Origin of the sequence: Halomonas binhaiensis, from assembly GCF_008329985.2 — a bacterium.
In the GTDB taxonomy this organism is placed as follows: domain Bacteria; phylum Pseudomonadota; class Gammaproteobacteria; order Pseudomonadales; family Halomonadaceae; genus Halomonas; species Halomonas binhaiensis.
Genome location: NZ_CP038437.2, coordinates 2,498,129 through 2,522,921 on the forward strand (window position 1 = coordinate 2,498,129; position 24,793 = coordinate 2,522,921).

At 56.5% G+C, this 24,793-nt stretch carries 23 protein-coding genes; 9 read left to right on the forward strand and 14 right to left on the reverse strand.

Features of this window, described 5'->3' with window-relative positions; genetic code table 11:
* The first annotated feature begins 251 nt into the window (after positions 1 to 251).
* From E4T21_RS10960 to E4T21_RS10975, 4 genes are all read left to right on the forward strand, one after another.
* Positions 252 to 776, forward strand: a complete 525-nt coding sequence (locus E4T21_RS10960; RefSeq protein WP_187774975.1) for a prepilin peptidase — start codon at positions 252 to 254, stop codon at positions 774 to 776.
* Between the two features lie 43 nt (positions 777 to 819).
* Positions 820 to 1,443: a dephospho-CoA kinase gene (gene coaE, locus E4T21_RS10965; RefSeq protein WP_149285019.1), complete on the forward strand. Its 624-nt coding sequence runs from the start codon at positions 820 to 822 to the stop codon at positions 1,441 to 1,443.
* A gap of 134 nt (positions 1,444 to 1,577) precedes the next feature.
* A complete protein-coding gene (gene yacG, locus E4T21_RS10970) occupies positions 1,578 to 1,814 on the forward strand; it encodes a DNA gyrase inhibitor YacG (protein WP_149285020.1) in 237 nt (78 codons plus the stop codon).
* A gap of 7 nt (positions 1,815 to 1,821) precedes the next feature.
* Positions 1,822 to 2,703, forward strand: coding sequence for a DNA replication terminus site-binding protein (locus E4T21_RS10975; protein ID WP_240349101.1), 882 nt, complete (start codon positions 1,822 to 1,824; stop codon positions 2,701 to 2,703).
* Positions 2,704 to 2,719: 16 nt separating this feature from the next.
* On the opposite strand, the gene E4T21_RS10980 is transcribed toward E4T21_RS10975, so the two are convergent.
* The 9 genes from E4T21_RS10980 to E4T21_RS11020 all read right to left on the reverse strand — a co-directional run bounded on the left by E4T21_RS10980 (position 2,720) and on the right by E4T21_RS11020 (position 14,661).
* Entirely contained in the window at positions 2,720 to 3,028 is a 309-nt protein-coding gene (locus tag E4T21_RS10980; protein ID WP_149285022.1) for a hypothetical protein, read from the reverse strand.
* Between the two features lie 252 nt (positions 3,029 to 3,280).
* Positions 3,281 to 3,658, reverse strand: a complete 378-nt coding sequence (locus tag E4T21_RS10985) for a histone-like nucleoid-structuring protein, MvaT/MvaU family (protein WP_149285023.1) — start codon at positions 3,656 to 3,658, stop codon at positions 3,281 to 3,283.
* Between the two features lie 318 nt (positions 3,659 to 3,976).
* On the reverse strand, positions 3,977 to 5,653 hold the full coding sequence (gene rpsA, locus E4T21_RS10990; RefSeq protein WP_149285024.1) for a 30S ribosomal protein S1: 1,677 nt from the start codon (positions 5,651 to 5,653) through the stop codon (positions 3,977 to 3,979).
* A 180-nt stretch (positions 5,654 to 5,833) separates the two neighbouring features.
* A complete protein-coding gene (gene cmk, locus E4T21_RS10995) occupies positions 5,834 to 6,532 on the reverse strand; it encodes a (d)CMP kinase (protein ID WP_149285025.1) in 699 nt (232 codons plus the stop codon).
* Complete coding sequence (locus E4T21_RS11000; protein WP_149287157.1) at positions 6,525 to 8,786, reverse strand: bifunctional prephenate dehydrogenase/3-phosphoshikimate 1-carboxyvinyltransferase; 2,262 nt, start codon at positions 8,784 to 8,786, stop codon at positions 6,525 to 6,527. The genes cmk and E4T21_RS11000 overlap by 8 nt, the downstream gene beginning before the upstream one ends.
* A gap of 65 nt (positions 8,787 to 8,851) precedes the next feature.
* Entirely contained in the window at positions 8,852 to 9,946 is a 1,095-nt protein-coding gene (pheA, locus tag E4T21_RS11005; protein ID WP_149285026.1) for a prephenate dehydratase, read from the reverse strand.
* A gap of 41 nt (positions 9,947 to 9,987) precedes the next feature.
* Complete coding sequence (serC, locus tag E4T21_RS11010) at positions 9,988 to 11,091, reverse strand: 3-phosphoserine/phosphohydroxythreonine transaminase (RefSeq protein ID WP_149285027.1); 1,104 nt, start codon at positions 11,089 to 11,091, stop codon at positions 9,988 to 9,990.
* Positions 11,092 to 11,247: 156 nt separating this feature from the next.
* Positions 11,248 to 14,037: a DNA gyrase subunit A gene (gene gyrA, locus E4T21_RS11015; protein ID WP_149285028.1), complete on the reverse strand. Its 2,790-nt coding sequence runs from the start codon at positions 14,035 to 14,037 to the stop codon at positions 11,248 to 11,250.
* A 204-nt stretch (positions 14,038 to 14,241) separates the two neighbouring features.
* Positions 14,242 to 14,661: an acyl-CoA thioesterase gene (locus E4T21_RS11020; protein ID WP_149285029.1), complete on the reverse strand. Its 420-nt coding sequence runs from the start codon at positions 14,659 to 14,661 to the stop codon at positions 14,242 to 14,244.
* Between the two features lie 239 nt (positions 14,662 to 14,900).
* On the opposite strand from E4T21_RS11020, the gene E4T21_RS11025 reads away from it, so the two are divergent.
* Together E4T21_RS11025 and E4T21_RS11030 are read left to right on the forward strand one after the other, a co-directional pair.
* Positions 14,901 to 15,854, forward strand: a complete 954-nt coding sequence (locus E4T21_RS11025; protein WP_149285030.1) for a recombination-associated protein RdgC — start codon at positions 14,901 to 14,903, stop codon at positions 15,852 to 15,854.
* The gene (locus E4T21_RS11030; protein WP_149285031.1) at positions 15,851 to 17,014 is read left to right on the forward strand and encodes a 1-acyl-sn-glycerol-3-phosphate acyltransferase; all 1,164 of its coding nucleotides are present in this window, start codon (positions 15,851 to 15,853) and stop codon (positions 17,012 to 17,014) included. Before E4T21_RS11025 ends, E4T21_RS11030 begins: the two co-directional genes overlap by 4 nt.
* Before the next feature lie 109 nt (positions 17,015 to 17,123).
* Here E4T21_RS11030 and pyrC read toward each other — a convergent pair whose 3' ends face one another.
* Positions 17,124 to 18,164: a dihydroorotase gene (gene pyrC, locus E4T21_RS11035; RefSeq protein ID WP_149285032.1), complete on the reverse strand. Its 1,041-nt coding sequence runs from the start codon at positions 18,162 to 18,164 to the stop codon at positions 17,124 to 17,126.
* Positions 18,165 to 18,393: 229 nt separating this feature from the next.
* Between pyrC and E4T21_RS11040 the strand changes: the two genes are divergently transcribed.
* Positions 18,394 to 18,840 (forward strand): hypothetical protein, encoded by a 447-nt coding sequence (locus tag E4T21_RS11040; protein ID WP_149285033.1) that lies wholly within the window; start codon positions 18,394 to 18,396, stop codon positions 18,838 to 18,840.
* A gap of 34 nt (positions 18,841 to 18,874) precedes the next feature.
* On the opposite strand, the gene E4T21_RS11045 is transcribed toward E4T21_RS11040, so the two are convergent.
* Positions 18,875 to 20,116, reverse strand: a complete 1,242-nt coding sequence (locus tag E4T21_RS11045) for an NAD(P)/FAD-dependent oxidoreductase (RefSeq protein ID WP_149285034.1) — start codon at positions 20,114 to 20,116, stop codon at positions 18,875 to 18,877.
* A gap of 153 nt (positions 20,117 to 20,269) precedes the next feature.
* Positions 20,270 to 20,728: a tellurite resistance TerB family protein gene (locus tag E4T21_RS11050; protein ID WP_240349102.1), complete on the reverse strand. Its 459-nt coding sequence runs from the start codon at positions 20,726 to 20,728 to the stop codon at positions 20,270 to 20,272.
* Positions 20,729 to 20,752: 24 nt separating this feature from the next.
* Between E4T21_RS11050 and E4T21_RS11055 the strand changes: the two genes are divergently transcribed.
* Positions 20,753 to 21,220 carry a DUF3592 domain-containing protein gene (locus E4T21_RS11055; RefSeq protein WP_149285035.1) on the forward strand — a complete coding sequence of 156 codons (468 nt, stop codon included), beginning with the start codon at positions 20,753 to 20,755 and terminating at the stop codon, positions 21,218 to 21,220.
* Between the two features lie 16 nt (positions 21,221 to 21,236).
* Here E4T21_RS11055 and E4T21_RS11060 read toward each other — a convergent pair whose 3' ends face one another.
* Positions 21,237 to 22,805 carry a DHA2 family efflux MFS transporter permease subunit gene (locus E4T21_RS11060; protein WP_240349103.1) on the reverse strand — a complete coding sequence of 523 codons (1,569 nt, stop codon included), beginning with the start codon at positions 22,803 to 22,805 and terminating at the stop codon, positions 21,237 to 21,239.
* Entirely contained in the window at positions 22,802 to 23,935 is a 1,134-nt protein-coding gene (locus tag E4T21_RS11065; protein WP_240349104.1) for an HlyD family secretion protein, read from the reverse strand. The genes E4T21_RS11060 and E4T21_RS11065 overlap by 4 nt, the downstream gene beginning before the upstream one ends.
* Before the next feature lie 209 nt (positions 23,936 to 24,144).
* Between E4T21_RS11065 and E4T21_RS11070 the strand changes: the two genes are divergently transcribed.
* Positions 24,145 to 24,777, forward strand: coding sequence for a TetR/AcrR family transcriptional regulator (locus tag E4T21_RS11070; RefSeq protein WP_149285037.1), 633 nt, complete (start codon positions 24,145 to 24,147; stop codon positions 24,775 to 24,777).
* The last annotated feature ends 16 nt before the right edge of the window (positions 24,778 to 24,793 follow it).

Consider the following 24,793-nt stretch of genomic DNA (forward strand, 5'->3'; position numbering starts at 1 on the left):
GAAAATTTCAGCTTGAACAGCCTCAAGCTAGAACACATGAATTTTGCAAACATGGCTTTTGAAGACACGGCCTTAGAAACATGGAGATAGATAACCTGGCACTTATCGCCCTGTGCGGTCTGCCATGCGGAGCCGTGGTCGCGCTTGGTGCTCAATCCTGGATTGGCAAACACACTCCCTGCCACACACCCTATTACCGAGTATGGCCATTGAGCATGGTAGGAGCCTGCGGTCTGGCAACAGTCACTGTCATGACCCAAGGAGCTTCCCTGGAAGCCGCATGGATATACGCAGCGGAACTCATGTTATTGGCACTGGCGATTATTGATTTTTATACCTTGCTGCTGCCGAACCTTCTGACATTACCATTACTGGGAGCCGGTCTCGCCTTTCAGTGCACTTTCCATCCAGAAGCACTCCTCTCTGCTATCATCGCGGTCCTCGCGGGCTATGGAGTAACATGGTGTTTCGCAGCATCGTATCGTTGGCTCAATGGTCATGACGGGCTGGGGATGGGAGACGTCAAGCTGTTTGCTGCATTAGGCGCCTGGGCAGGCTGGCAAAGCCTTCCTCTCCTCATGACAATGGCTACTATTGGCGGTATATGCTGTGCCCTTCTGGTTCAACTCATGGTACCGCAGTCACGGGGCAAACCTTTTCCCTTTGGCCCCTGGCTCGCATTGGCCGGATGGCTGGAACTGCTTGCAGGCAATGAGATAATGACCCGCTATCAGGCCGTTATAGTTGAAATGTTTGCGTTTCTTCACAACGCTTAATCCAGAGCGCCTCAATAGCAGGCCCCGCAGTGGAACAGCACGCATGATCATAGGAATGACAGGCGGAATCGCCTCGGGGAAATCGACAGTTGCCAGAGCCTTCGGCCAACTGGGCATTGGCTGGGTGGATGCCGACGATGTTGCTCGAGAAGTCGTCAAGCCAGGAACACCTGCGCTGGCAGACATCGTCGCACGCTATGGCTCGAACATCCTCAACAGTGACGGCAGCCTCGACAGGGCCGCTCTACGCGCTATCGTTTTCGCAGATCCAGAACAGCGCCGCTGGCTGGAAAGCGTGACACATCCACGTATTCGTGCACGCATAGTGTCACACTTGCGCGAACTACAACTTCAAGGCAGCCCCTATGTGCTGCTGGTATCACCACTTCTGTTTGAGTCCGGACAATCGGCACTGGTCGATCGAACCCTCGTTATTGATATTCCTGAAAGACTCCAGATCTCTCGCACTACCGCCCGGGACAATGTCGATGAGGCACAGGCCAAGGCCATTCTTGCTGCCCAGATGTCGCGTCAGGAGCGCTTGTCCCGAGCCGATGATGTCATTGTCAATGATGGCGACCTTGCAAGTCTTGAGGCACAAGTCAGGATGCTCGACCAACGCTATCGCCAATTGGCCAGCGACAACGTTTTGCCCAATCGCCGGTGATGGGTCATCCTAATAGGCAAGCCCTCCAGTATTGGCAATGCAAGCACCGATCGTCTGGTACTGAACACCCGGTGTCGAGCAAGCAAACTGGGCACACCTCCATATCAGCAACCTGGCAAAGGAAAAAACCTCTGATGAGTCATGAGAGCGGAAAGCGCCCCTTGGAAGTCGCCTGCCCGCAATGCAAGAAACGCGTCGCCTGGAGCCAGGACAATCCCTACCGCCCCTTCTGCAGCAAACGCTGTCGCTTACTAGACCTTGGAGCCTGGGCAGATGGCACACACCGCATTGCCGGAGAACCAGCGATGGATGAAACCAGCATAGATGAATGGGTAGCGCAAGCAGAGCGGGACCAACATCTCAATGACTGAAGACGCCATGAGCGCTCATATTGCCACACCGGCGTATCGCCTCCTGGCGGAGTTGGAACGCCACTTCGATCATATCGTTGAAGGTGTGGAGGAAATGGTCGACGCATGGCAAGCCTCGGGGCTGCCTGCCTGGTCTTTTGATCAGCCACAGGGCGTCGATGCCAAATGGCTCAAGCATGTCTTGAGTGACGTCTGGTATGAAGATGGCCAGGATGGTCGTGCGACCCGCAGCCATATCGGCCTGGTCGCAGTAAATGAAGCCACCTTGAAGAAGGCCTGCGCAGTCAATACAGCCAAGGCAGATTTTGCCAAGGTACTAGCTGATATTCGCAAGGAAGCACCGACTCTTGTTCCCGAAATCAAGGCGGTGATTCCCTTTCGCCACCCCGAACTTCACACTCACCTCAAGGGTACCGGCTTGGCACGCCTGCATCTCAAGCAGTGCTGGCGTGCACTGCCTATCGCCGAAGCTCCCGTGGCGAAAGTCCGTCTAGCCTGGTACAGCAGTGGCCGCTCCATTACACGCCTGAGTGTGGCAGAAGCTGAACGTCGCTTGATGGCACTGGACAATGCAGCCGACCACATTCGCATTCAATTGAAACGCTTGGCAGGCATTCCGTCACAAGAGCCCTTGGCGCAAGTACAGCGCCAGGCGCCACTCATGCGGGCCAATCTGTTTTTTGCCGAGCCCTTGGCCAATGGCAAGACCCGGCGTGCGCTCAATGTGGCGCTACCTCTGCTCGTCCCCTGTCCTTCGGGAAAACTGCCTGACCACAATATCCCTCCTTCATCCCCTCCAGTGGAACGAAAAAGGGCTCGGCGCAGCGATGAGCGCCTGGAAGACGAAATGTTTCTACCAAGCCTGCGAGTCTATCGCTATCGTCAGTGACATCCCCTGAGATGTATCAGGCAACACGTCCCTGACTTTTCAATGTCTCAAGCAAACGCGCAACGTCTTTAGGCTGCAGCGAATATTCTTGCATCAGAGTGCGCAAACGCTCCTCGAAGCGGCGATTGGCCTCTTCTTCCACACGCTGCGTTTCTTCTGCTTCCAGGTCTGCCAGCGAACGCACGGGGGGACCGGTCGGAATCTTGGCAGCTTGAGAAGGGTTATCTAGACCACGCAGCGCTTCCGCAAAGGCATCGTCCAGTTCACGGAACCGACGCAGTTTTTCACGCTCATCCATAGGCTTCTGAAAGCTCTGTGATTTCATTTGTTACTTGCCGTTAACGACATGTCGTCAATTGGGAACATATTAATGTCCAAAAGAGCATGCCTGAAAAAATAGCCGAAGTGCCGTATCAGCATTACAAGCCATATGCAGCCTGATTATTTATACGCTAGAAATGCCCTAGAGAGGCACGTCGCTCGCAGATGATACGAGTTGTGCAGGGATCTGACAGGGGCAAATCAAAATGGCCGCGGGGCGCGGCCATTTTACCACTTCCTGGAGACCAGGTGCGAATTACTCTTCTACACGCACCAGCCAGGACTCTACGGTATCAGCACCGTGCTCTTCCTTCCAGGCTTTCAGGGTCTTGTGGTTACCACCACGGGTTTCCACGACCTCACCGCTGTTCGGGTTCTTGTAGATTTTCAGCTTGCGCTTACGACGGCCATCAGAGGCAGGCGCGGCTTTGCCAGATGTAGAACGGGACGATGGATCAAGCAGCGCAATGACATCAGCAGTGCTTTTGCCAAATTCACTCATCAAAGACTCAAGCTTATCCTTGAACTCAAGCTCGGCCTTCAGGCGATCATCATTCTGCAGTTTCTCGAGGCGCGTTCTGAGCTGCTCGAGCTGCTGCTCCATCTGCATGTAATCATTCAGAAGTGACGACATATTACTCAACCTTAGAATTTATTCAGGAATGCACAAGTATTATTGCCTCTAACGTTAATATTGGCAACCTCATACATCCAGACAATCTCAACCAACAATAACCATTGTTAGTTTTTCGGCAACTGTATGACTATGCGGAGAAGTATTTGTTCCTTGAAGCGTTCAGATATGTGCCAGGACTATATGACATGAACAAATTGATAACATACAAAAACGCCGCTCCAAGAGGAGCGGCGTTTTAATCTTCAGGCAGAACTACGAATCGAAGAATGCTATTTACATTTCCAACCCATACCTTCTACCTCAGAGAGCCAAGACTTAGTCCTGACCCATCTGCTGCTTGATCAGGTCACCGATGGTGGTCGGACCACCAACTTCGACTTCCTGCTCACGCAGTTTGCTCATGCTGCGGCGAGTATCGTCCTGATCCTTGGCCTTGACAGACAAGGTGATCTGGCGATTCTTGCGATCGACGCCAACAATGCGAGCTTCAACGCTATCGCCTTCGTTCAGCACGTTACGGGCATCTTCAACGCGATCAGCGCTGATTTCAGAAGCCTTCAGCACTGCGATGACGTCAGTCGCCAGCTCAACGTGAGCTTCCTTGGCATCAACTTCGACAACACGGCCAGTCACGATGGCGCCTTTGTCATTTACAGCCAGGAACTCAGCGACCGGGTCGCTGTCGAGCTGTTTGATACCCAGGGAGATGCGCTCACGCTCCGGATCGATGGACAGAATGACGGCCTCAGCTTCGTCGCCCTTCTTGAAGGAACGCACAGCCTCTTCGCCAGTCTCGGTCCAGGAGATGTCGGACAGATGAACCAGACCATCGATGCCACCGTCCAGGCCGATGAAGATACCAAAGTCGGTAATGGACTTGATGGTACCAGCAACGCGATCGCCCTTGTTGAACTGGCCGTTGAAGGTTTCCCACGGGTTAGCGGTGCACTGCTTGATACCCAGGGAGATACGACGACGCTCTTCGTCGATATCCAGAACCATGACGTCCACATCGTCGCCAACCTGGACAACCTTGGACGGATGGATGTTCTTGTTGGTCCAGTCCATTTCAGAGACGTGAACCAGACCCTCGACACCCTCTTCCAGCTCGGCAAAGCAGCCGTAGTCGGTGAGGTTGGTGACACGAGCGTGCACCTTGGTGCCTTCCGGGTAACGATCCTTGATGTTGACCCACGGATCTTCGCCCAGCTGCTTCAGACCCAGAGAAACGCGGTTGCGCTCACGGTCGAACTTCAGCACCTTGACGTTGATCTCATCGCCAACGGCAACGATCTCGCTCGGATGCTTGATACGCTTCCAGGCCATGTCGGTGATGTGCAGCAGGCCATCGACACCGCCCAGATCAACGAAGGCACCGTAGTCAGTCAGGTTCTTGACGATACCGGTGATCTGCTGACCTTCCTGCAGAGTTGCCAGCAGCGCTTCACGCTCGGCACTGTTCTCGGCTTCGAGAACCGCACGACGGGAAACTACGACGTTGTTGCGCTTCGGATCAAGCTTGATGACCTTGAAGTCCAGCTCTTTGTTCTCCAGGTGCGCAGTATCGCGAACCGGACGAACGTCGACCAGGGAACCCGGCAGGAAGGCACGGATGGAGTCGACATCAACAGTGAAGCCGCCCTTGACCTTGCCGTTGATCACGCCCTTGACGATCTCTTCTTTCTCGAAGGCAGCTTCCAGCACCTTCCACGCTTCGGCACGCTTGGCCTTCTCGCGAGACAGGCGGGTTTCACCAAAGCCGTCTTCCACAGCTTCGAGCGCAACATGCACTTCGTCGCCGACGGCAATAGTCAGCTCACCACTGTCGTCACGGAATTGCGCAGCAGGGATCTGACCTTCGGACTTCAGGCCGGCATTGACGGTAACCCAGTCACCTTCAATATCGACAACAGTAGCCGCGACGATGGCGCCCGGCTCCATGTTGATGTCCTGGAGAGATTGTTCAAACAGTTCAGCAAAGCTTTCGCTCATGATGTTCCTACGAGATCAACGTTGAGTGCGGCAGGGCCGCTTCTCCGCACCACCAGCGAGTGCGGGCCATTTTCCGATAACCCCCGGGGACGTTGACGCTGGTTGGACCTGACCGAGCTTTCCGACTATCCAAGGACTCGGGCACGCCGTGACATCTGACCGGGGACTCCGCAAGGGTTGTCAGGTGCTCGAGACCAGCCCTTTTTGGGCCAGCAATTCCTCAAGCTGATCAACCACTTCCGGTATGCTCAGGCTAGTGGTATCCAGCTCGATGGCATCATCAGCTGCTACCAATGGAGCCACGCTGCGTTGTGTATCACGCGCATCGCGGGCCTGAATCTCTCTTAAAAGACTCGATAGACTAGCATCCACGCCGGCTTCTCGCAACTGGAGATAGCGGCGACGGGCCCTTTCCTCGGCACTGGCTGTCAGGAAGATTTTCAGCGTAGCATCGGTGAACACAACAGTCCCCATATCACGCCCATCCGCCACCAGCCCTGGAGAGAGGCGGAAGTCGCGCTGGCGTTGCAGCAGCGCTGTACGCACTGCCGGCAGAGCAGCAACTCGAGAAGCGCAGTCACCCACCTTTTCCGTGCGAATTTCCTGGCCGACCTCATCCCCTTCAAGCAATACCGCGGTCACTGCTCCTGCCACCCGAAATTCCACATCCAGCCCAGTAGCGAGCTGTGCCAGCATCGCCTCATCGTCCAGGGCAACGTTCTTGCGCAGCGCAGCGAGTGCAGTAAGGCGATATAGACAGCCGCTATCCAGCAGATGCCAGCCAAGACGCTCGGCGATCAAGCGGCTGATGGTGCCCTTGCCGGCCCCGCCCGGGCCATCAATGGTCAGCACTGGAATGGAGGATCGGGAATCAGTCATAGCGGACCTCTTCGAGGCTCAACCCTACTTTCTGGGTTAATTCGACAAAGGTCGGGAACGACGTCGCCACGTTGGCACAGTCATCGATCTCTATCGGAGCGCTGGCCCGCAGACCGGCAATCGTAAAGGCCATGGCAATGCGATGATCTTCATGACTGTCGACACGGCCGCCGCCATAGTTGGCACCCTCGCCTCCCTTGCCGACAATATCGATGCCATCATCATAAAGCGTATTATCGATACCAATGATCGTCATGCCATCAGCCATCGACTGCAGGCGGTCGGACTCCTTGACACGCAACTCTTCAGCTCCGCGCAAACGGGTAGTTCCCTGTGCATTGGCAGCCGCAATAAATAGTGCCGGAAACTCATCAATCGCCAGGGGCACCTGGTCCTGCGGAATATCGATACCTTTAAGCGGCGCATAGCGGATATGTAGATCTGCCACTGGCTCCCCACCGACTTCACGCAGGTTCTCCAATTGCAGATCGGCCCCCATGGCCTTGAGAATATTGATCACGCCAATACGCGTTGGGTTGATCCCCACATGCTCGAGCAGAAGATCGGATCCCGGAGTAATGGCCGCAGCAACCAGGAAAAAGGTCGCCGAAGAAATATCGGAAGGCACATCGATAGGCGCCGCAACCAATTTACCGCCACCCCGCAACCAGCACGTGTCGCCTTCCCGCTCGACGGGATAGCCGAAACCATTCAGCATGCGCTCGGTATGATCACGGGTAGGAGCAGGCTCACGGACCCGGGTTTCTCCATCCGCATACATGCCGGCCAGCAACAGGCAAGACTTCACCTGGGCACTGGCCATGGGCATATCGTATGTAATGCCATTGAGGCGCTGCTCTCCTTTGATCTTGAGCGGAGGACGCCCGCCTTCACTGGTCTCGATGACAGCTCCCATCAGACGCAGAGGATCAGCCACACGCCCCATCGGGCGACGAGTGAGGGAAGTATCTCCCGTCAGTTCAGTGTCGAATTCCTGCCCCGCCAGAAGTCCGGCAAACAACCGCATCGCCGTACCAGCATTGCCTACGTAAAGTGGGCCCGCTGGCTTCTTCAGCCCGCGCATGCCAACGCCATGAATCGTCACTCGCCCCTGGTGCGGGCCTTCAATGGCCACACCCATCTCACGAAAGGCCTGCAGTGTGGCCAGACTGTCTTCGCCCTCAAGGAAACCGGAAACTTCCGTCACCCCTTCACTAAGAGCACCGAGCATGATCGAGCGATGGGAAATGGACTTGTCTCCCGGTACACGAATACGGCCGGTCACACTACCGCCAGGAGCGACCCGGTAACGCAGCTTGGCTGTTTCTTGCATTTGGTATTCCGCCTGATAACTGGTCTGATTGAGCAAGGATTCGAAATAGTGCCGTGCATGGCGAGCCCGGTCGAAAGTAGCGAGCATGCCATCGCTGTCGCCCTGTATCACGGCCTCGCGTAATACTGCCAGGCCGTTCTCGAAGTCATCTAGAGCATCAAGTACCGCATCACGATTGGCCTGAAAGATATCGCGCCACATGACCGGGTCGCTGCCAGCAATTCGGGTAAAGTCGCGAAACCCTCCTGCGGCATAGCGGAAGATTTCCAGACGTTCGTCCTGGCGCGCCAGAGTATCCACCAGAGAAAAGGCCAGCAGATGCGGCAGATGACTGGTGCGGGCCAGAACCTGGTCGTGGCGTTCCACTCCCATGTACAGCACCTCGGCACCGGTCATGCGCCACATGGTCTCGACCAGCCTTTGTGCCTTTTCGTCCGTATCCTGTTCCGGAGTCAGAATGACCTTGTGATCACGGTACAAATCAGGATTGGATGCTGCCACACCACTTTTCTCGGAGCCGGCAATGGGATGGCCCAGCACTAGACGCTCCGGCAACTCACCGAATGCCTCAATGGCGGCTTCACGAATGGTCGCCTTGGTACTGCCCACATCAGTGATGACCACATCCGGCGCCATACGCGACAGATAACCCGCCAACGCTTTCATCACTGAAGACATGGCCAACACCGGCACTGCCAGCACCACGAGCGTGGCGGCGTCCAGCACATCCCCCATGCACGTGGAGCCATTGTCGATCAGCCCCATGTCCATGCCACGACGAATTTCACCAGCATCGGGATCGCAAGCAAGGATGACGCAATCATCACCCTGCTGCCCCACTTTCGCCTGCCGCAGAGCGGCAGCGAGAGAGCCACCGATCAGGCCCAGGCCAACGATCACAATACGCGACGATTGCGGCAGCCGAGATGTCGGTGGCAACTGGAGAGACGAAGATTCCTGTACCGCCTGTTGACGCTTCCCCACCCTCACAGCACCCCTTGCGGGTATGAGCCAAGCACTTTTACTTCAGAAGCGCGCAAGCGCACTTCTTCAAGCACTGCCGACACCCGCGGCTCGTCGATGTGGCCGGCAAAGTCGATGAAGAACACATAGTTCCACACCCCTGTGCGGGACGGGCGGGTTTCGAGACGCGTCAAGTCGATCTGGTGACGATGGAACGGCTCGAGCAGGTCATGTAGCGCCCCTGGCTGGTTACGCATGGCCACCACAAGGGAAGTCTTGTCGGTACCGGACATGGGGACTTCCTGGTTGCCAATGATCAGGAAACGAGTGGAATTGTCCGGACGATCCTCGATCTTCTCGGCAATGTGACTCAGCCCATAGAGCTTGGCGGCCATGTCTCCCGCGATAGCAGCACTATGCCACTCGGACTTGACCAGGCGTGCGGCTTCGGCATTGGATGATACAGGCACGCGCTCCGCATGCGGAAAGTGAGCATCTAGCCATTTGCGGCACTGGGCAAAGGACTGCGGGTGAGAATAGATACGCGACACCTTGTCCTTCAGCGTATTATCGGCCACCAGCAGGTGATGATGGATGCGCAGCACCACCTCGCCACAGATGTGCAAGGAAGAATCCATGAACGAATCCAGGGTATGGTTGATCACCCCCTCCGTGGAATTCTCGACCGGCACCACACCATAATTCACCGCCCCAGCTTCCACCTCGCGGAACACTTCATCGATGGCAGCCATTGGTTGAGTCAAGGCACTTTCACCAAAGTGCTTGAGCGCCGCCTGCTGAGTAAAGGTCCCTTCCGGGCCCAGGTACGCGACCTTGATCGGCTGCTCCAGCGCCAGACAGGCTGACATGATCTCTCGGAACAGGCGTGCCATCTCTTCACTGTCCAAAGGACCCTTGTTCAGCTCCATCACTCGACGCAACACCTGCGCCTCACGTTCAGGACGATAGAACACGGCCTTGGGGTCACTGGCGGTCTTGGTTTCTGCCACTTCACGCGCGCACTCTGCACGCTCGCTGATCAAGCGCAGTATTTCACCATCAATATCATCGATGCGCTCACGCAACGCGGATAGATCCTGCTTGCTGGAATCACTCATCTTTGCCTCTCGCTTCCTTCCTGATTCAACTGCGCCTTGACTCAACCGCGCCGCTGCTCAAAGTCATTCATGAAGGTGACCAGGGCATCCACTGCTTCCTCCGGCACTGCGTTATAGAGACTAGCGCGCATACCGCCAACACTGCGATGCCCCTTGAGGTTCAACAGCCCTGCCTCATCCGCTTCACGCAGGAAATCCGCATCGAGACGATCATCCGCCAGGACGAAAGGCACGTTCATCCGCGAGCGGTTACGCTCCGCGACTGGATTACTAAACAGTTTACTTGCATCAATAGTGGCATAAAGCTTGGCCGCTTTACGCGCATTGATTGCTGCCATGGCCTCCAGACCACCGATATCCTGCCGGAGCCATTCGAATACCAACCCGGCCAGATACCAGCTATAAGTGGCAGGCGTGTTAATCATGGAACCAGCCTCGGCCAACTCGCGATAGCTGAACAGTGTCGGCATGTCACTTCGCGCACGATCGAGAAGATCATCACGCACAATCACCAGGACAAGCCCTGCCGGTCCAATATTCTTCTGAGCGCCGGCATATATCACCCCATAACGGGAGACATCCAATGGTCCAGATAGAATATCGGATGACATGTCTGCTACCAGCGGTATTTCCACACCATCCGGGCGCACGGCGCAAGGCGTATAATCGAAGGCCAGGCCACCAATAGTTTCATTGGTGGTGATATGCAGGAAAGCCGCATCCTCAGAGAGCTGGATAGCTTCTTCTCGAGGTATTTCAGTATTCCCAGAATCGACACTGGATGCAGCAACATGCGCAGCACCAAACAAGTGCCGAGCTTCCTTGATCGCTTTCTTGCCCCAGATACCAGTCTCGAAGTAATTACCCGTGCCACCGTTACCCAGCAGGTTATAAGGTACAGCAGCAAATTGCTGGGTCGCCCCACCCTGGGTGAACAATATGCGGTAATTATCCGGTACCGCCAGCAAACTGCGCAGATCGGCTTCAGCTTTTTCGGCAATCGCCACATATTCGCTGGAGCGATGGCTCATCTCCATCACCGAGAGGCCGTGGCCCTGGTAGTCCAGCATTTCCTGCTGTGCACGTTCGAGAACAACAGTAGGCAAGGCAGCAGGGCCCGCGCAGAAATTGAAGTGACGTGTCATTTGTGTCCAGTATCCGTCTTTTGCCTTGGCCTTCAGCCATCATGTCCTGCATGGCGCGAAGGCATCCAGCACTTCAAGCAAGAAGCCTGCGACACTAGATGGGTCGCAGGCAGGGGTCTCAGCCTATGTCCTTCTTACGAGGACTAGAACCGTTCATTATTGGCCATCGTCATCATCGGCCGGGTCAGCATTGCCGCCCTCTGAGTCGCTAGCTGGGGCATCATTAGCTGGGGTACTATCTCCGGAAGCAGCGCCTTCGGAAGCGGCATCCGTGGCAGCATCGACATCAACGCCGTCATCATTCTCCAGCTCCTCCCCGACACTATCGTCTTCATCCAGCTCCTCGATACGCACGGTCTTGACCAGAGATTCCTCTTCACTCAGACGAATCAAGGTAACACCCTGAGTATTACGGGAGCTGATGGAAACTTCCTCGACACGGGTCCGTACCAGCGTGCCGCGATCGGTGATCAACATCATCTCGTCGCTCGAGTAGACCTGCATCGCAGCAACCATGGCACCATTGCGCTCGCTGGTCTGCATGGCGATCACACCCTGGCCACCACGACCGCGTAGAGGAAACTCCTCGAGGCGAGAGCGCTTGCCATAGCCATTCTCACTAGCAGTAAGGATGTATATCTGGCCATCCTTGGCGACAGCAGCGGCATTCGTGGCTTCGCCATCCACTTCGCCATCTTCCTCTTCGGCATCCACTTCAAGGCTCTTGGGAATGATCAGACTAATCACTTCCGCGTCATCGAGCAGACGCATGCCGCGTACGCCACGGGCAGTACGCCCCATGGCCCTGACCTGAGTCTCCTCGAAACGAATTGCCTTGCCATTGGACGACAGCAGCATGGCATGGTCACTGCCAGAAGTGATGGCGGCACCGATCAGGCGATCACCTTCTTCCAGATCGATGGCAATCAGCCCCACGCTACGTGGACGAGAGAACTGCTCAAGACTGGTACGCTTCACCGTTCCGCGAGCAGTGGCGAAGAAGATATAGCAATCCGGATCGTAGTCATGCACCGGCATGATGGCATTGATCGCTTCGCCTTCTTCCAGCGGCAGAAGGTTGACCAGCGGCTTGCCGCGAGAACCACGGCTGGCCGCAGGCATTTCGTAAACCTTGAGCCAGTAGACCTTGCCCCTGTTGGAGAACAGCAGCACGGTATCGTGAGTCGAGGCAACCAGCAGGTGCTCGATGACGTCTTCGTCCTTCATTGACGTCGCCGACTTTCCACGCCCGCCACGACGCTGAGCCTGATAGTCGGACAGCGGCTGTGTCTTGGCATAACCGCTGCGTGACACGGTCACCACCATGTCTTCCTCGGCGATCAGGTCCTCGATGGACAAGTCCAGTCGGCTAGCCTGAATTTCCGTGCGACGCTCGTCACCGAATTGGTCACGAACCGCCTCCAGCTCTTCGCGAATGACTTCGAGCAGGCGCTCTGAAGAGGCCAGGATCGCCATCAGTTCCGCGATGCGCTCGAGAATGGAAAGGTATTCATCCAGCAGTTTCTCGGTCTCGAGCCCTGTCAGGCGGTGCAGACGCAGCTCCAGGATGGCCTGGGCCTGAGCCGGTGACAGGCGGTACTCGTTGCCACTGTCGAGCAGGCCGAAGCCTTCTTCCAGATCTTCCGGCTTGCACGACGTAGCCCCGGCACGCTCAAGCATTCCGGTAACCTGCCCAGGCTGCCAGGAGCGCGTCAGAAGACGCTCCTTGGCTTCGGCAGCACTCTGTGAGGCCTTGATCAGCTCGATGACTTCATCGATGTTGGAGATGGCAACGGCAAGGCCTTCAAGAATATGACCACGCTCGCGGGCCTTCTTGAGTTCGAAGAGCGTACGCCGGGTCACCACTTCGCGCCGGTGGCGAATGAACGCCTCAAGCACCTGCTTGAGGTTCATTATCTTCGGCTCGCCATCTTCCAGGGCGACCATATTAATGCCGAAGACGCTCTGCAGCTGGGTCTGGGCGAACAGGTTGTTGACCACGACATCGCCACTTTCGCCGCGCTTGACCTCGATCACCACACGCAGGCCGTCCTTGTCGGACTCATCGCGCAGCTCGGCGATGCCTTCGATCTTCTTGTCCTTGACCAGCTCGGCAATCTTCTCGATCAGGCGCGCCTTGTTCACCTGATACGGCAATTCAGTGACGATGATGTGGTCGCGGCCGGTCTTGTCGTCATGCTCGATGGTATGGCAGGCACGCACATAGATACGGCCACGCCCGGTGCGATAGGCCTCGAGGATGCCTGCCCGGCCATTGATGATGCCCCCGGTGGGGAAATCCGGTCCCGGGATATATTCCATCAGGTCATCGATGGTGAGGCTGTAATCGTCGATCAGCGCCAAGCAGCCATTGATGACTTCCACCATGTTGTGCGGCGGGATGTTGGTCGCCATGCCCACGGCGATACCCGACGAACCATTGACCAGCAGGTTGGGAACCTTGGTCGGCAGCACATCCGGGATACGCTCGGTACCGTCATAGTTGTCGACCCAGTCGACAGTATCCTTCTCCAGATCCGCCAGCAGCTCATGGGCCAGCTTGGCCATGCGCACTTCGGTATAACGCATGGCAGCTGCACTATCGCCATCGATGGAACCGAAGTTGCCCTGGCCATCCACCAGCACATGGCGCATGGAAAAGTGCTGAGCCATACGCACGATGGTGTCATAGACCGCGCTATCCCCGTGGGGATGGTACTTACCGATCACGTCGCCCACCACACGGGCCGACTTCTTGTACGGCTTGTTCCAGTCATTGCCCAGTTCGTGCATCGCGAACAGCACACGCCGATGAACCGGCTTCAAGCCATCGCGCACATCAGGCAGTGCACGGCCGATGATCACGCTCATCGCGTAATCGAGATACGACTGTTTCAGTTCGTCCTCGATATTGACTGGCAGAATCTCTCTGGCGATGTCACCCATGGGTCGTCAAATCCTTTGGTACAGCTGATATAGGTACAGCAGCAGGCAGTGCGTCACTGATGTCACGATGAACTCCCGACAAACTTCTCCAATGAACCATTCCAATGAACCATTCTATTGAACATCAGGGAGCGTGACAGAGCGCACAAATACAGCGCACTAGCATATCACTTAAGGGCCTACCCGCGCAGCGTTTAACACACGTCAGGAAACCAGCAAGGGTTCCAGCGCCTCACGCAGCTCGCCTTCTATGCTCGCCGCCTTGTTGTTGGCCACATCGAGCAGCACAAAGGTCAATACTGCCCGGGCCACCATGGCTCCATCATGCTTGCGAGTGATCTGCTGAGACATCCGCGCACTACGTGAGCCTAGGTCCGCAAGATGCGTGCGAACTTCAAGGTCATCACCGGCAACCGCTGCCGTACGGTAATCGATGTTGAGATTGACCACGACGAAAGCCACATCACCACGCGATAGAACGCCCATCAGGCCCGCATGACGATCAAAGTAATCCCAGCGCCCTTCTTCGAGGAATTCGAGATAGCGCGCGTGATTGACATGACCATAGCCATCGAGATGGAAGCCTCTCACGCGAAGCTCAATGCTTGTGGTGTTCATGAACATTCCCTTGTACAGAAAAGCAACCGAACCGCAGCAACGACTCGGAACACTACGCAGAGAACTGCGCAGAAACAGAAATAGCTATGCAGAAACGATATAACGAGATCAAATCTAACATAACAGCCTCAAAGGCCCATCAGCGATAGATGCGTTGCTTCGGACGTATTCCCTGAATGTCCAACTAGCACCCGAAGCAGCCATTAGACATAATGTGCGTCCTTTTTGACCCTGGGATTTGCTTCATGTGGTTCAAGCACTTGCACCTTTACCGCCTGCATGACGGACCGTCCATCGACGCTGGACAGCTGGAAACCGTCCTGTCTGAACAAGCTTTTCGCCCACTGGGAAGTGCCGAAGCACGCCGTATCGGTTGGACAACTCCGGCAGGTCGCGCAGGCGTACAGTATCTGCACGAACTGCAAGGACAACGTCTGATGACGGCTCTGCGTCAGGAGCGCATCTTGCCGGCATCGGTGGTAAAAGAAGAAGTCGAAGAACGCACCGAAGCCATCGAGACCCAGGAAGGCCGCAAGCTCCGTCGTCAGGAGAAACAGGACATCAAGGAGCAGGTCTACGAGGAATTGCTGCCCCGCGCCTTCGTGCGCAGCCAGAAGACAGACCTCTGGTGGGATACCCGGCGCGGGTTGATCGCCGTCAATACTTCAAGCCGCAAACGTGCAGAAGAGCTCCTCGACTTGTTGCGCGAAACCCTCGGCAGCCTCAAGGTGACTCCCCTGGCGGCTCAGACCCTGCCTATCCGCGCCATGACTACCTGGCTGACTGACCCGGGATCTCGCCCTTCGGACATGGTGATGGGAGACCAGGTCGAGCTCAAGGCCAAGGGTGATGATGGCGTGCTGCGGGCCAAGCAAGTGGACCTCGACAGCGATGACATCCAGCGTCTGTTGGAGCATGACCGCCAGGCCAGCAAACTGGCCCTGGGGCTCGAAGGCCGCCTGCGCTTCGTGCTCCACGACGACCTGGCCGTGAAATCACTGTCTTTCGACGATGCGTTGGTCGAAGAAGCCAACCAGAGCGAGGATGGAGACGATGCTCTAGTCCGTCTGGAAACGGATTTCCTGCTGATGACCCAGGCTCTGGGTGATGCAGTGGATCGTCTGCTCGACTGGCTTGGCGGTGAAGCCCAGAGCCCCTCTTCCGTTGTTTCCCCTGATCTTGCGACCACCACCTCATGACTGCAACTTCTGACGCAACCTTGGATCCCTGGCACGATATTCGGCCCTACCAGGACCATGAGGTGGCAGCCACTCTGGCCCGCCTCAGCGAAGATCCAGAATTGCTTGATGCACTGACCCGCTATCGGCTGCCAAGACTTACCCGGCTCATGCCGAGGCTGTCGCGCACCCTGGCCAGCTGGGTGATCAAGCGTGAAGTCAAGGGAGTCGACACCATCCGCGACTTCCAGAATCGTATTGCCAGCTACATGCAGCGCATGCTGCGCGACTCTGCCGACGATTTTCGTGTCGATGGCGTAGAAAACCTGGACCCCGAGACAGGCTACCTGTTCATTGGCAATCACCGCGACATTTCTCTGGATCCTGCCTTCGTCAACTACGCGCTCTACCTGGCCGGACGTGACACGGTGCGCATCGCCATTGGTGACAATCTGCTCAAGAAGCCCTATGTCACTGATCTGATGCGCCTCAACAAGAGCTTCATCGTGCCACGCAGTGTGCGAGGAAAACGGGCAATGCTGGCCGCCTATCAACAGCTGTCCGGATATATTCGCCACTCCATATGCAGCGACAACCACTCCATCTGGATGGCTCAGCGCGAAGGACGCGCCAAGGACGGCATCGATCGCACCGACCCAGCCATCATCAAGATGATGACCATGGCACATCGCATGCACAATCGTGATGCTGGCCTCGGAGCCGCCATAGAAGAACTGCGTCTGGTGCCGGTATCGATCAGCTATGAGTACGATCCCTGCGATGTGCAGAAAGCCCGTGAGCTGAAGGCCACCAGCGAAGAAGGCGGTTACAAGAAAAGCGAGTTCGAGGATATAAGCTCCATTGTCGCCGGAATTACCGGCTACAAGGGGCGTGTCCATCTACGCTTTGGCACACCGCTTGATGCAAGCTTTGACACGCCAGAAGCCGCTGCTGCCGAGATCGACCGCCAGGTGCTCGGTGATTACCACCTATTCCCCAGCCACTATCTGGCGCTTGAGACCCTGGGGGAACACCCGGAGCTGCTCGACATGAAGGAAGTCACGGAAGCCGACCGCACCCGCTTCAATGAGCGCCTGGCAGCAGTTCCCGAGGCGTTGCATCACTGGTGGCTGCGTCAGTACGCCAACCCGGTGATCAACTGCGCATCAGCCGCTCGGTAAATCACTCTCCAGCCTCGCCGTGACGGCGGCACAGCGAGGCTGGTAGCATTTCAGAAAAGCAACATTTCAGAAAGATTCCAGGGAATCTCTGAGCACGCCATCGAGCAGATCAGGCATCACGCATACGCCAGGAAAGCTTCTCCCCAGCACACAACGGAACCAGGGTATTCCCTTCTCCGAACGGCAGTTCCGCAGGCACTTGCCACTCGACCTTTTCCAGTGTGATGGTATCGGCATTGCGCGGCAGACCGTAGAAATCCGGCCCATGATGGCTGGCAAACCCTTCCAGCTTATCCAATGCGCCCGCCTGTTCGAAGGCCGTGGCATACAGTTCGATGGCCGCAAACGCCGTATAGGCACCAGCACAGCCACAACTGCTCTCTTTGTCATTACGAGCATGAGGTGCACTATCGGTACCCAGGAAGAAACTTGGGTTACCAGAAACAGCGGCCTCAACCAGTGCCTCCCGATGACGCTCGCGCTTGAGAATCGGCAGACAGTAGTAATGTGGACGGATGCCTCCGACCAACATGTGATTGCGGTTATAGAGCAAATGATGGGCAGTGATGGTTGCGCCTATATTGCCTGGCGCTTCGCTGACGAAACGCGCCGCGTCCGCTGTAGTGATATGCTCGAACACCACTTTCAGCGAAGGGTGACGTGACAGCAGAGGTTTCATGACTTTCTCGATGAACACCGCTTCACGATCGAAGATATCGATATCGGCGTCAGTGACTTCACCATGAACCAGCAGCGGCATACCAAGCCGAGCCATGGCAGCGATAGCGGCGTCGCAGTGGCGGAGATCGGTGACGCCTGAGTCGGAGTTGGTCGTGGCGCCCGCAGGATACAGCTTGACTGCCTGAACCTTGCCACTGGCCCATGCTGTCTCGATATCCTCGACGGTCGTCCGATCCGTCAGATACAACGTCATCAGTGGCTCGAAATGCGTGCCTTGCGGCAATGCAGCCAGAATCCTCTCACGATAGGACAACGCCTGCTCAAGATTCGTCACCGGGGGCTTGAGGTTCGGCATTACGATGGCGCGGCCCATCTGGCGGGCCGTATCGGCGGCCACCGCCTGAAGAGCAAAGCCATCCCGCAGGTGGAGGTGCCAGTCATCGGGCCGGGTCAAGGAAATCGCAGTCACGAGCAGTCCTGTTGTCTGGGTTGCAGCCCACGGAGGGCCTTGGGGAGAGACACTGCAGAAATGCTGCCAACAGCATTAAATCAGCAGCACTCGGCATGCATGAAGAGATTCATGCCATCGCAGTATACCGTATGCCCCAATACAAAATGATCCGTTGGACAGGATAGTGATCCCTCCAAGACTATTTTCGCGTATTATCGGGGCGCTTATCGTTTCATGCGGGGAATTCATGCCTAAGGTACGTCATTATGCCGATCTCGTCGCCAGCCTGGCCGGATTGATGTGGCTCGCGTTGTACTGGTCGATCAGCATCTCATTGTATATCGACAGCCCGGAGCCAGCGATGGCGACATTGCTGGGACTTGCCAGCATGATCTTCATCAGTTTCGTTCACCGCCCTATTCGCGTATTACTTAGCCGCTATCACGTGCGCAAGCGTCGTACAGAAATGTGGATGCATATTCTTGCCCTGCCTCTGACCCTGGCATTCTTGTTTGCCATTGCCATCGATCACTTGATTACACCGATGAGCGGGGCACAGAAAATGCTGCTGTTCAACGTGCTGGCGACTGCCAGCTGGTTGGTTTTCGTCGTCACCCTGTTGATGAAACTCGCCATTCGTGCCATTGCTGAGCGCCGCAGCAATGGCACGCCAGACAAGCCCACCGAGTCATGAATAGTGGGCTAGTCACGCACAAGACATCATCGATTTAGAAGCGATCCACCCGATATGGCGCCATATCGATATCTGTCGCTTCACCTTCGATCATCTGCGTAAGCAGCTTGCCGGTAGCAGGCCCCAGAGTGAAGCCCTGGTGGCCATGCCCACAAGCAAGCCATAACCCCTTCTGTGCCGGTACTGGACCAATCACTGGCTTCATGTCTGGTGTACACGGACGAGCCCCCTTCCACGGCTGCGGCTCCAGCCGCTCCCCCAACGGAAACAAACTGCGAGCCTTGCGCTCGGCGGCAGCCAGTTGTTCAGGGTGAGGCGGAGCATCCAGGTGTTCCAGTTCAGCTCCCGTGGTCAAGCGAATGCCATCACGCATGGGCGCCAGAAGATAGCCGACTTCCGCATCCATGACCCAATGCCCCAGCCGCTTGTCCTCAGGATGGCGATAGTGCATGTGATAGCCACGCTTGACGAACAGTGGAATGGAAAGCCCCAGGTCCTTCATCCAGTCCTGGCTCCAGGGGCCCAGAGCCATTATCAGAGTGTCAGCATGAAGATCTCCGGAGGAAGTCTTGATACACCAACCCTCAGCTTCCTTTTGCACATGCTGCACGTCAGCCCGCAGAATCTGACCGCCTGCATCTTCATAGGCCTTGGCGTAGGCTGCCACCAGGTCACCGGGACTGGCCACGGTCCAGGGGTCCTGCCAATGAATACCTCCTGCCAGATCACGCGACAGGTGCGGCTCTTCACGTGCCAGGTCGGACGCCGACAATGACTGGAAACGCACACCAAATCGCTCGGCATTTTCCTGAGCCGTCTGCAAGCGCTCAGCCAGAGCCTCCTCGGTACGGTAAACCTCGAACCACCCTTCTCTGCGCACCAGGTGGTCGGCACCGGCAGCCTCAATCATCGGGCCATGGGCCTTCAGGCACTCACCAATAATCGCGGCATATTCCGGCACAATGCGGTCATATCGGGAAGGTGCCGAGTTTTGCCAGTACTTGAATAGCGGCCCGGCATTGGCCAACATCGCCGAAGTGCGGTAACGAATATCCACCTGGCGGTTGGGCATGACTCGCATCAGCTTGGAGAGGTCCCGAGGAAAGGGATAAGGCCTCACGGCTTCACGCTGGATGATACCGGCATTGCCATAGGATGTTTCACGTCCAGGTTCGCGGCGATCGACCAGGGTCACCTTGTGGTTTCGCTGCCTGAGGTGCCAGGCCACAGAAACTCCGACCATCCCAGCGCCCACTACCACGACTTGACGCGACATCTCGCCCCTCCCAGATGAGATGACTGCAGCAGCAGTCATACAATAGAAAATATGAAGGTCATCAACCTGATAATCAGTTCATTATCCTATACCCAATCGAGACTGGCTGAATAGATCCATCAGTGGTAGTCATGGCGCCCCATGCGATGGCTGTCATGGCCCGACACGGTGTTGCTCCAGGATTCGGGTGCGTACGAAGTCCGAGTGGCTGACATGCAACAGCTCGGCCAGGGACCGAATGCGATGTTCCTCCAGCGCATCCTTTTCACCGTCGGCATAGGCCAATGCCCACATCTGCTGAACCAGGGCCACTCGGTCGTCATAACTGCAACGATCGCGCAACTCACGCACAAAACGGTGATGATCCACGGCACTTTCCGCTTCCTGGCGTGCCAGCGTCATCAGCTCATCCAGAGCACTATCATCGAAGTCAAAACGTTCACGCAGTTGCTTGCGCATCAAGGCGATCTCGGCATCATCCAATTGATAGTCGGCACGCACCACCTCGCAAAGCAGCACAGCGGTTGCCAATGCTACATCTGGTGCTTGTCTCTGCACATCTGTCTGGGTGACATCATTGATCCAGCGCTGCAGGGAAGCCATCATCGACATCTCAGTTTCCTCAAGGGTTTTATCATGCCTCACCCTCTGTTGATCGTTTCCATCGCCGCTCTGGCCGGTGCCATCCTCGCTGCAGCAGGTGCCTGGAAAGTCCGGAACCTGAGCGACTGGCCCACACATGAGGCTACCGTCACCCACAGCGAGGTACGTTTGGCCCAGGCCCAGCAACACCAGCGTGAAAGGGATCAACAGACGAAGCGCTACCTGGCTTATGTTGCGCTATCCGCCACGGTGGAAGGCGTCACTGTCACATCCGACAACTCAGGCTTTGATGGCGTTCCCTCTTTCACCAGCCACGAAGCTGCCGAATCCTATCTTTCCGCTTATCCCGTCGGGGAAACCATCACAGTACGGGTTTCACCGAGAGATCCGCATGTCATGCATCTTGGTGGCAGCCACATCCCCTGGGGACGCCTGGGACTGGCTGCCTTCCTGGCTTTTGTCAGCTTTGCGTCTCTTGGTGTGTATGTCGTCAAATCCTAGCTCTTGTCGCTCTTGCTCAGGCTTCGATCTTCTTGACCAGCAGCACCATCGGTGCGCAGACCAGATAGAGCAGACCCAGCCACAGAAAGATATCATTGAAGGATAACACCATGGCTTCCCGGGCAACGGTCTGGGACAGCATGACCAAGGCGCTCTGTTGCGGATCAGCCACATGTCCCGTCAACATGGACTCGTAGCCGCTCAGTCGTTCCAGCACCACTTCCCGCCCCTGGTTGATGGCCGGGAGCAACTGGTTCCAATGATAATCCTGGCGCCAGTCCCGAATGGTATCCATCAATGCCAAGCCCAGGGCGCCGCCAAGATTGCGCATCACATTGAACAGACCGCTGGCATTGCCCACTTCTTCCCGTGGCAAGGTTCCCAGCGCAATGCGTGACGCCGGAATCAAGCAGAAAATCAGCCCCACGCCACGAATCATCTGAGGCAGAAAAAATTCATCGAAACCCGACTGGGAGGTCAATTGAGCATTCAGTGCCGAACCAATACCGACTAGAACAAAGCCAATGAACATCAACAGGCGCAGGTCGACGACATTGGTCAGGCGCCCGGCAACAGGGGCGGTAAAGAACATGGTCACGCCCGTAACGAACATCACCTGACCAATCTGCAAGCTTGAGAAGCCTCGCACATAGCCGAAGAACTGCGGCATCAGGTAGACCAACCCGTACAAGGCGATGCCGAGCACAAACCCCTGCAAAGCCCCCAGAGAGAAGTTGCGATCAGTAAAGACACGCAAATCCACGATAGGATGATCATGCCTCAGGGTGCGCCAGAAAAAGCCTACAGCAGATACCGCGCACAGCAGGGCCAGCCCCAAAATCAAGTCATCATCAAACCAGTCATCGCCCGGCCCTTCTTCCAGCACATATTCCAGGGTACCGAGAAACACCGCCATCAGGGCCAGCCCCAAGATATCCAGACGCCTGGCAACACGTAGATCTCCCTTGTCGATATCAAGGAAGTTCCATACTGCCCAGGTCACGAAGATGCCTGGCACGACATTGGCCAGGAAAAGCCAATGCCAGCTCAGCATCTCGGTGATGTAGCCGCCCACCGTAGGGCCGATGGATGGCGCCATGGTCACCACCATGCCTATCACCGCCTGCACAGCCCCCATGGAGCGACGCGGAAAGATGGAAAAGCTGATGGCATGCGTAATGGGGATCATGGCCCCGCCCATGAATCCCTGAATAGCCCTCAAAATGACCAGCTGTTCAAGCGAGGTGGCCATCGCACACCCCAGGCTGGCCAGAGTGAAACCTGTACTCGAAATGACAAATGCCGTACGCGTCGAGAATATCCGAGTCAGCATTCCCGACAGCGGAATCATGACGATTTCCGCAATCAGGTAGGATGTCTGCACCCATGAAATCTCTTCGGCACTGGCGGCAACCCCGGCCTGAATTTCATTGAGTGAGCTGGCCACGATCTGAATATCCAGGATGGCCATGAACATCCCGAATACCGCGGCAATAAAGCCAATACGTTGCCGCAAGGGAGGAAATGTCTGTTCCTCCATGTTGCCCTGTGGCGGCATGACGCCTTCCTGGCTCACCTCGCTCATTGCTCAGTGCCTACCTTCATGTCCACGGATGCTGTGTGTCTGGGGGATGCATCAGTGTCTCCAGCGATACCGGCATGCGCCGCCAGAGGGTCCCCAGAAAGATCATGCGTATCGACTTCTGGCTCGACAGAAAGACCGGCACGCAAGGCTCCCAAGGCTTCCTCAGGACCTGTCAGACGAATCTTGACCGGGACACGCTGCACAATCTTGTTGAAATTGCCCGTGGCATTATCCTGCGGCAACAGGCTGAATTGCGCTCCCGTTGCGGGTGCAATGCTGTCGACCCTCCCTTCGTATTCAACATCGGGATAGGCGTCCACATGCACCTTGACCAATTGACCGATACGCATACGCTCAGTCTGGGTTTCCTTGTAATTGGCTATCACATATGCAGATTCCACCGGCACCAGATGCATCAGTGTGAGCGATGGCTGAGCCACGTCGCCTTCCTTCACATCAATGGCCCCGACCACACCTGCGCGTGGCGCAACAAGCTGTGTCTTGCTGAGGTGGTGACGGGCAATCTCCTCTGCCGCCTGAGCGGACACCAGGTTGGCATTTGCTGCGTCCACATCCGCTTGCGCCACATCAAGCTGTCGTTGGGCACTGACCAGTGCCGCCTGACTGGCCGCCAGATTAGCCTGCGAAACACGCAAAGTGGCTTCATCATCCTGGCGCTGCTGCTGTGAGGCATACTGACGTGATTCCAGGGAACGAGAACGCTCCAGATGGAACTGCGCCTGGGCGACTTGGGCTTCACCTGCCGTCACTTCAGCCCGAGCCTGTACAATCGTCGCCTGATGACTGTCGATCTGCCGCTCAGCCTGTACTACCTTAGCCTCCTGCGCCCTGCGTTCGGCTATTGCCTTAGCCAGTTCGTTACGTGCACTGCTGTCATCGAGCTGTACCAATAACTCACCGGCCTTGACCTGCTGGTTATCGACCACAGGCACTGACATGACACGCGCGGAGATTTCCGAGCGCACCGTTACACTGTCGGTATGCACATAGGCATTGTCGGTCTCTTCGACAAAGCGACCATGGCGCCACCAGTCAACGCCTTCCCATACGCCAGCCGCAATGGCAATGACAACCACACCGCCCAGCACCATGGCTTTCTTGCTTGCCATCATTTCATCCTCATGAGGAGTACCGGGAGAGTCTCCACGGGGGTACTCATACATTCTTCACGGAGCACTTGGAGAGTATTCATCCAAGAAAGTGTAATGTATGCTACACTACCGTGAATTACACATCCATTCTCTCTCGTCACATCGGCCGCACTGGCGCCATGAAGCCATGCAGGGTCATTGACAGCGATATCATCACGAGCCAGACCATGAGCGACCTCCATTCAACAGCCAATTCCTTGACCCCAAGAGGCCAAGCGCGCCGCCAACGGCTGCTCTGTGCTGCTCGCGATGTTTTTCTGGAGAAAGGTTACGCTGGTGCCAGTGTCAGTGACATCGTTGCCCGGTCCGGAGGGTCCCTCAGCACGCTCTACAAACAGTTCGGTAACAAGGAAGGCTTGTTCATTGCCGCTCTGGAAGCTCATGCATCCAATGTCTGGACTCGCCTGGAGGAATCTCACCAGAAGCCGCCTGAAGAGGTCCTGTTCGAGCTTGCCCAAGGGTTGATCGACCTGGTCATCAGCGTCCCCCAGATACGCTTGATTCGCGGCATCAACGCCGAGGCCGAACGTACCCCAGAGCTGGGGCAAATGTTTCTGGAACGTGGCCCGGACCGAACCCGTCGGGAACTGGCCGAGTATCTCAGGACCCAACACGCAGCCGGAGTCCTGCAAGTGGACAACCCCAAGGAAGCTGCGGGCATGTTCACTGGCATGGTCGCAGGCGAGTGGCTGATCGATGGCCTTGCTGGCCGCTTTCCCGAGTTGACCGACGAACTCCGTGACCAACGTGCTCGCAGTTGTACTACCATCTTCCTTGCCGGGTTACGGCGCAGGGATTGAAACGTCCCAGCTCAAT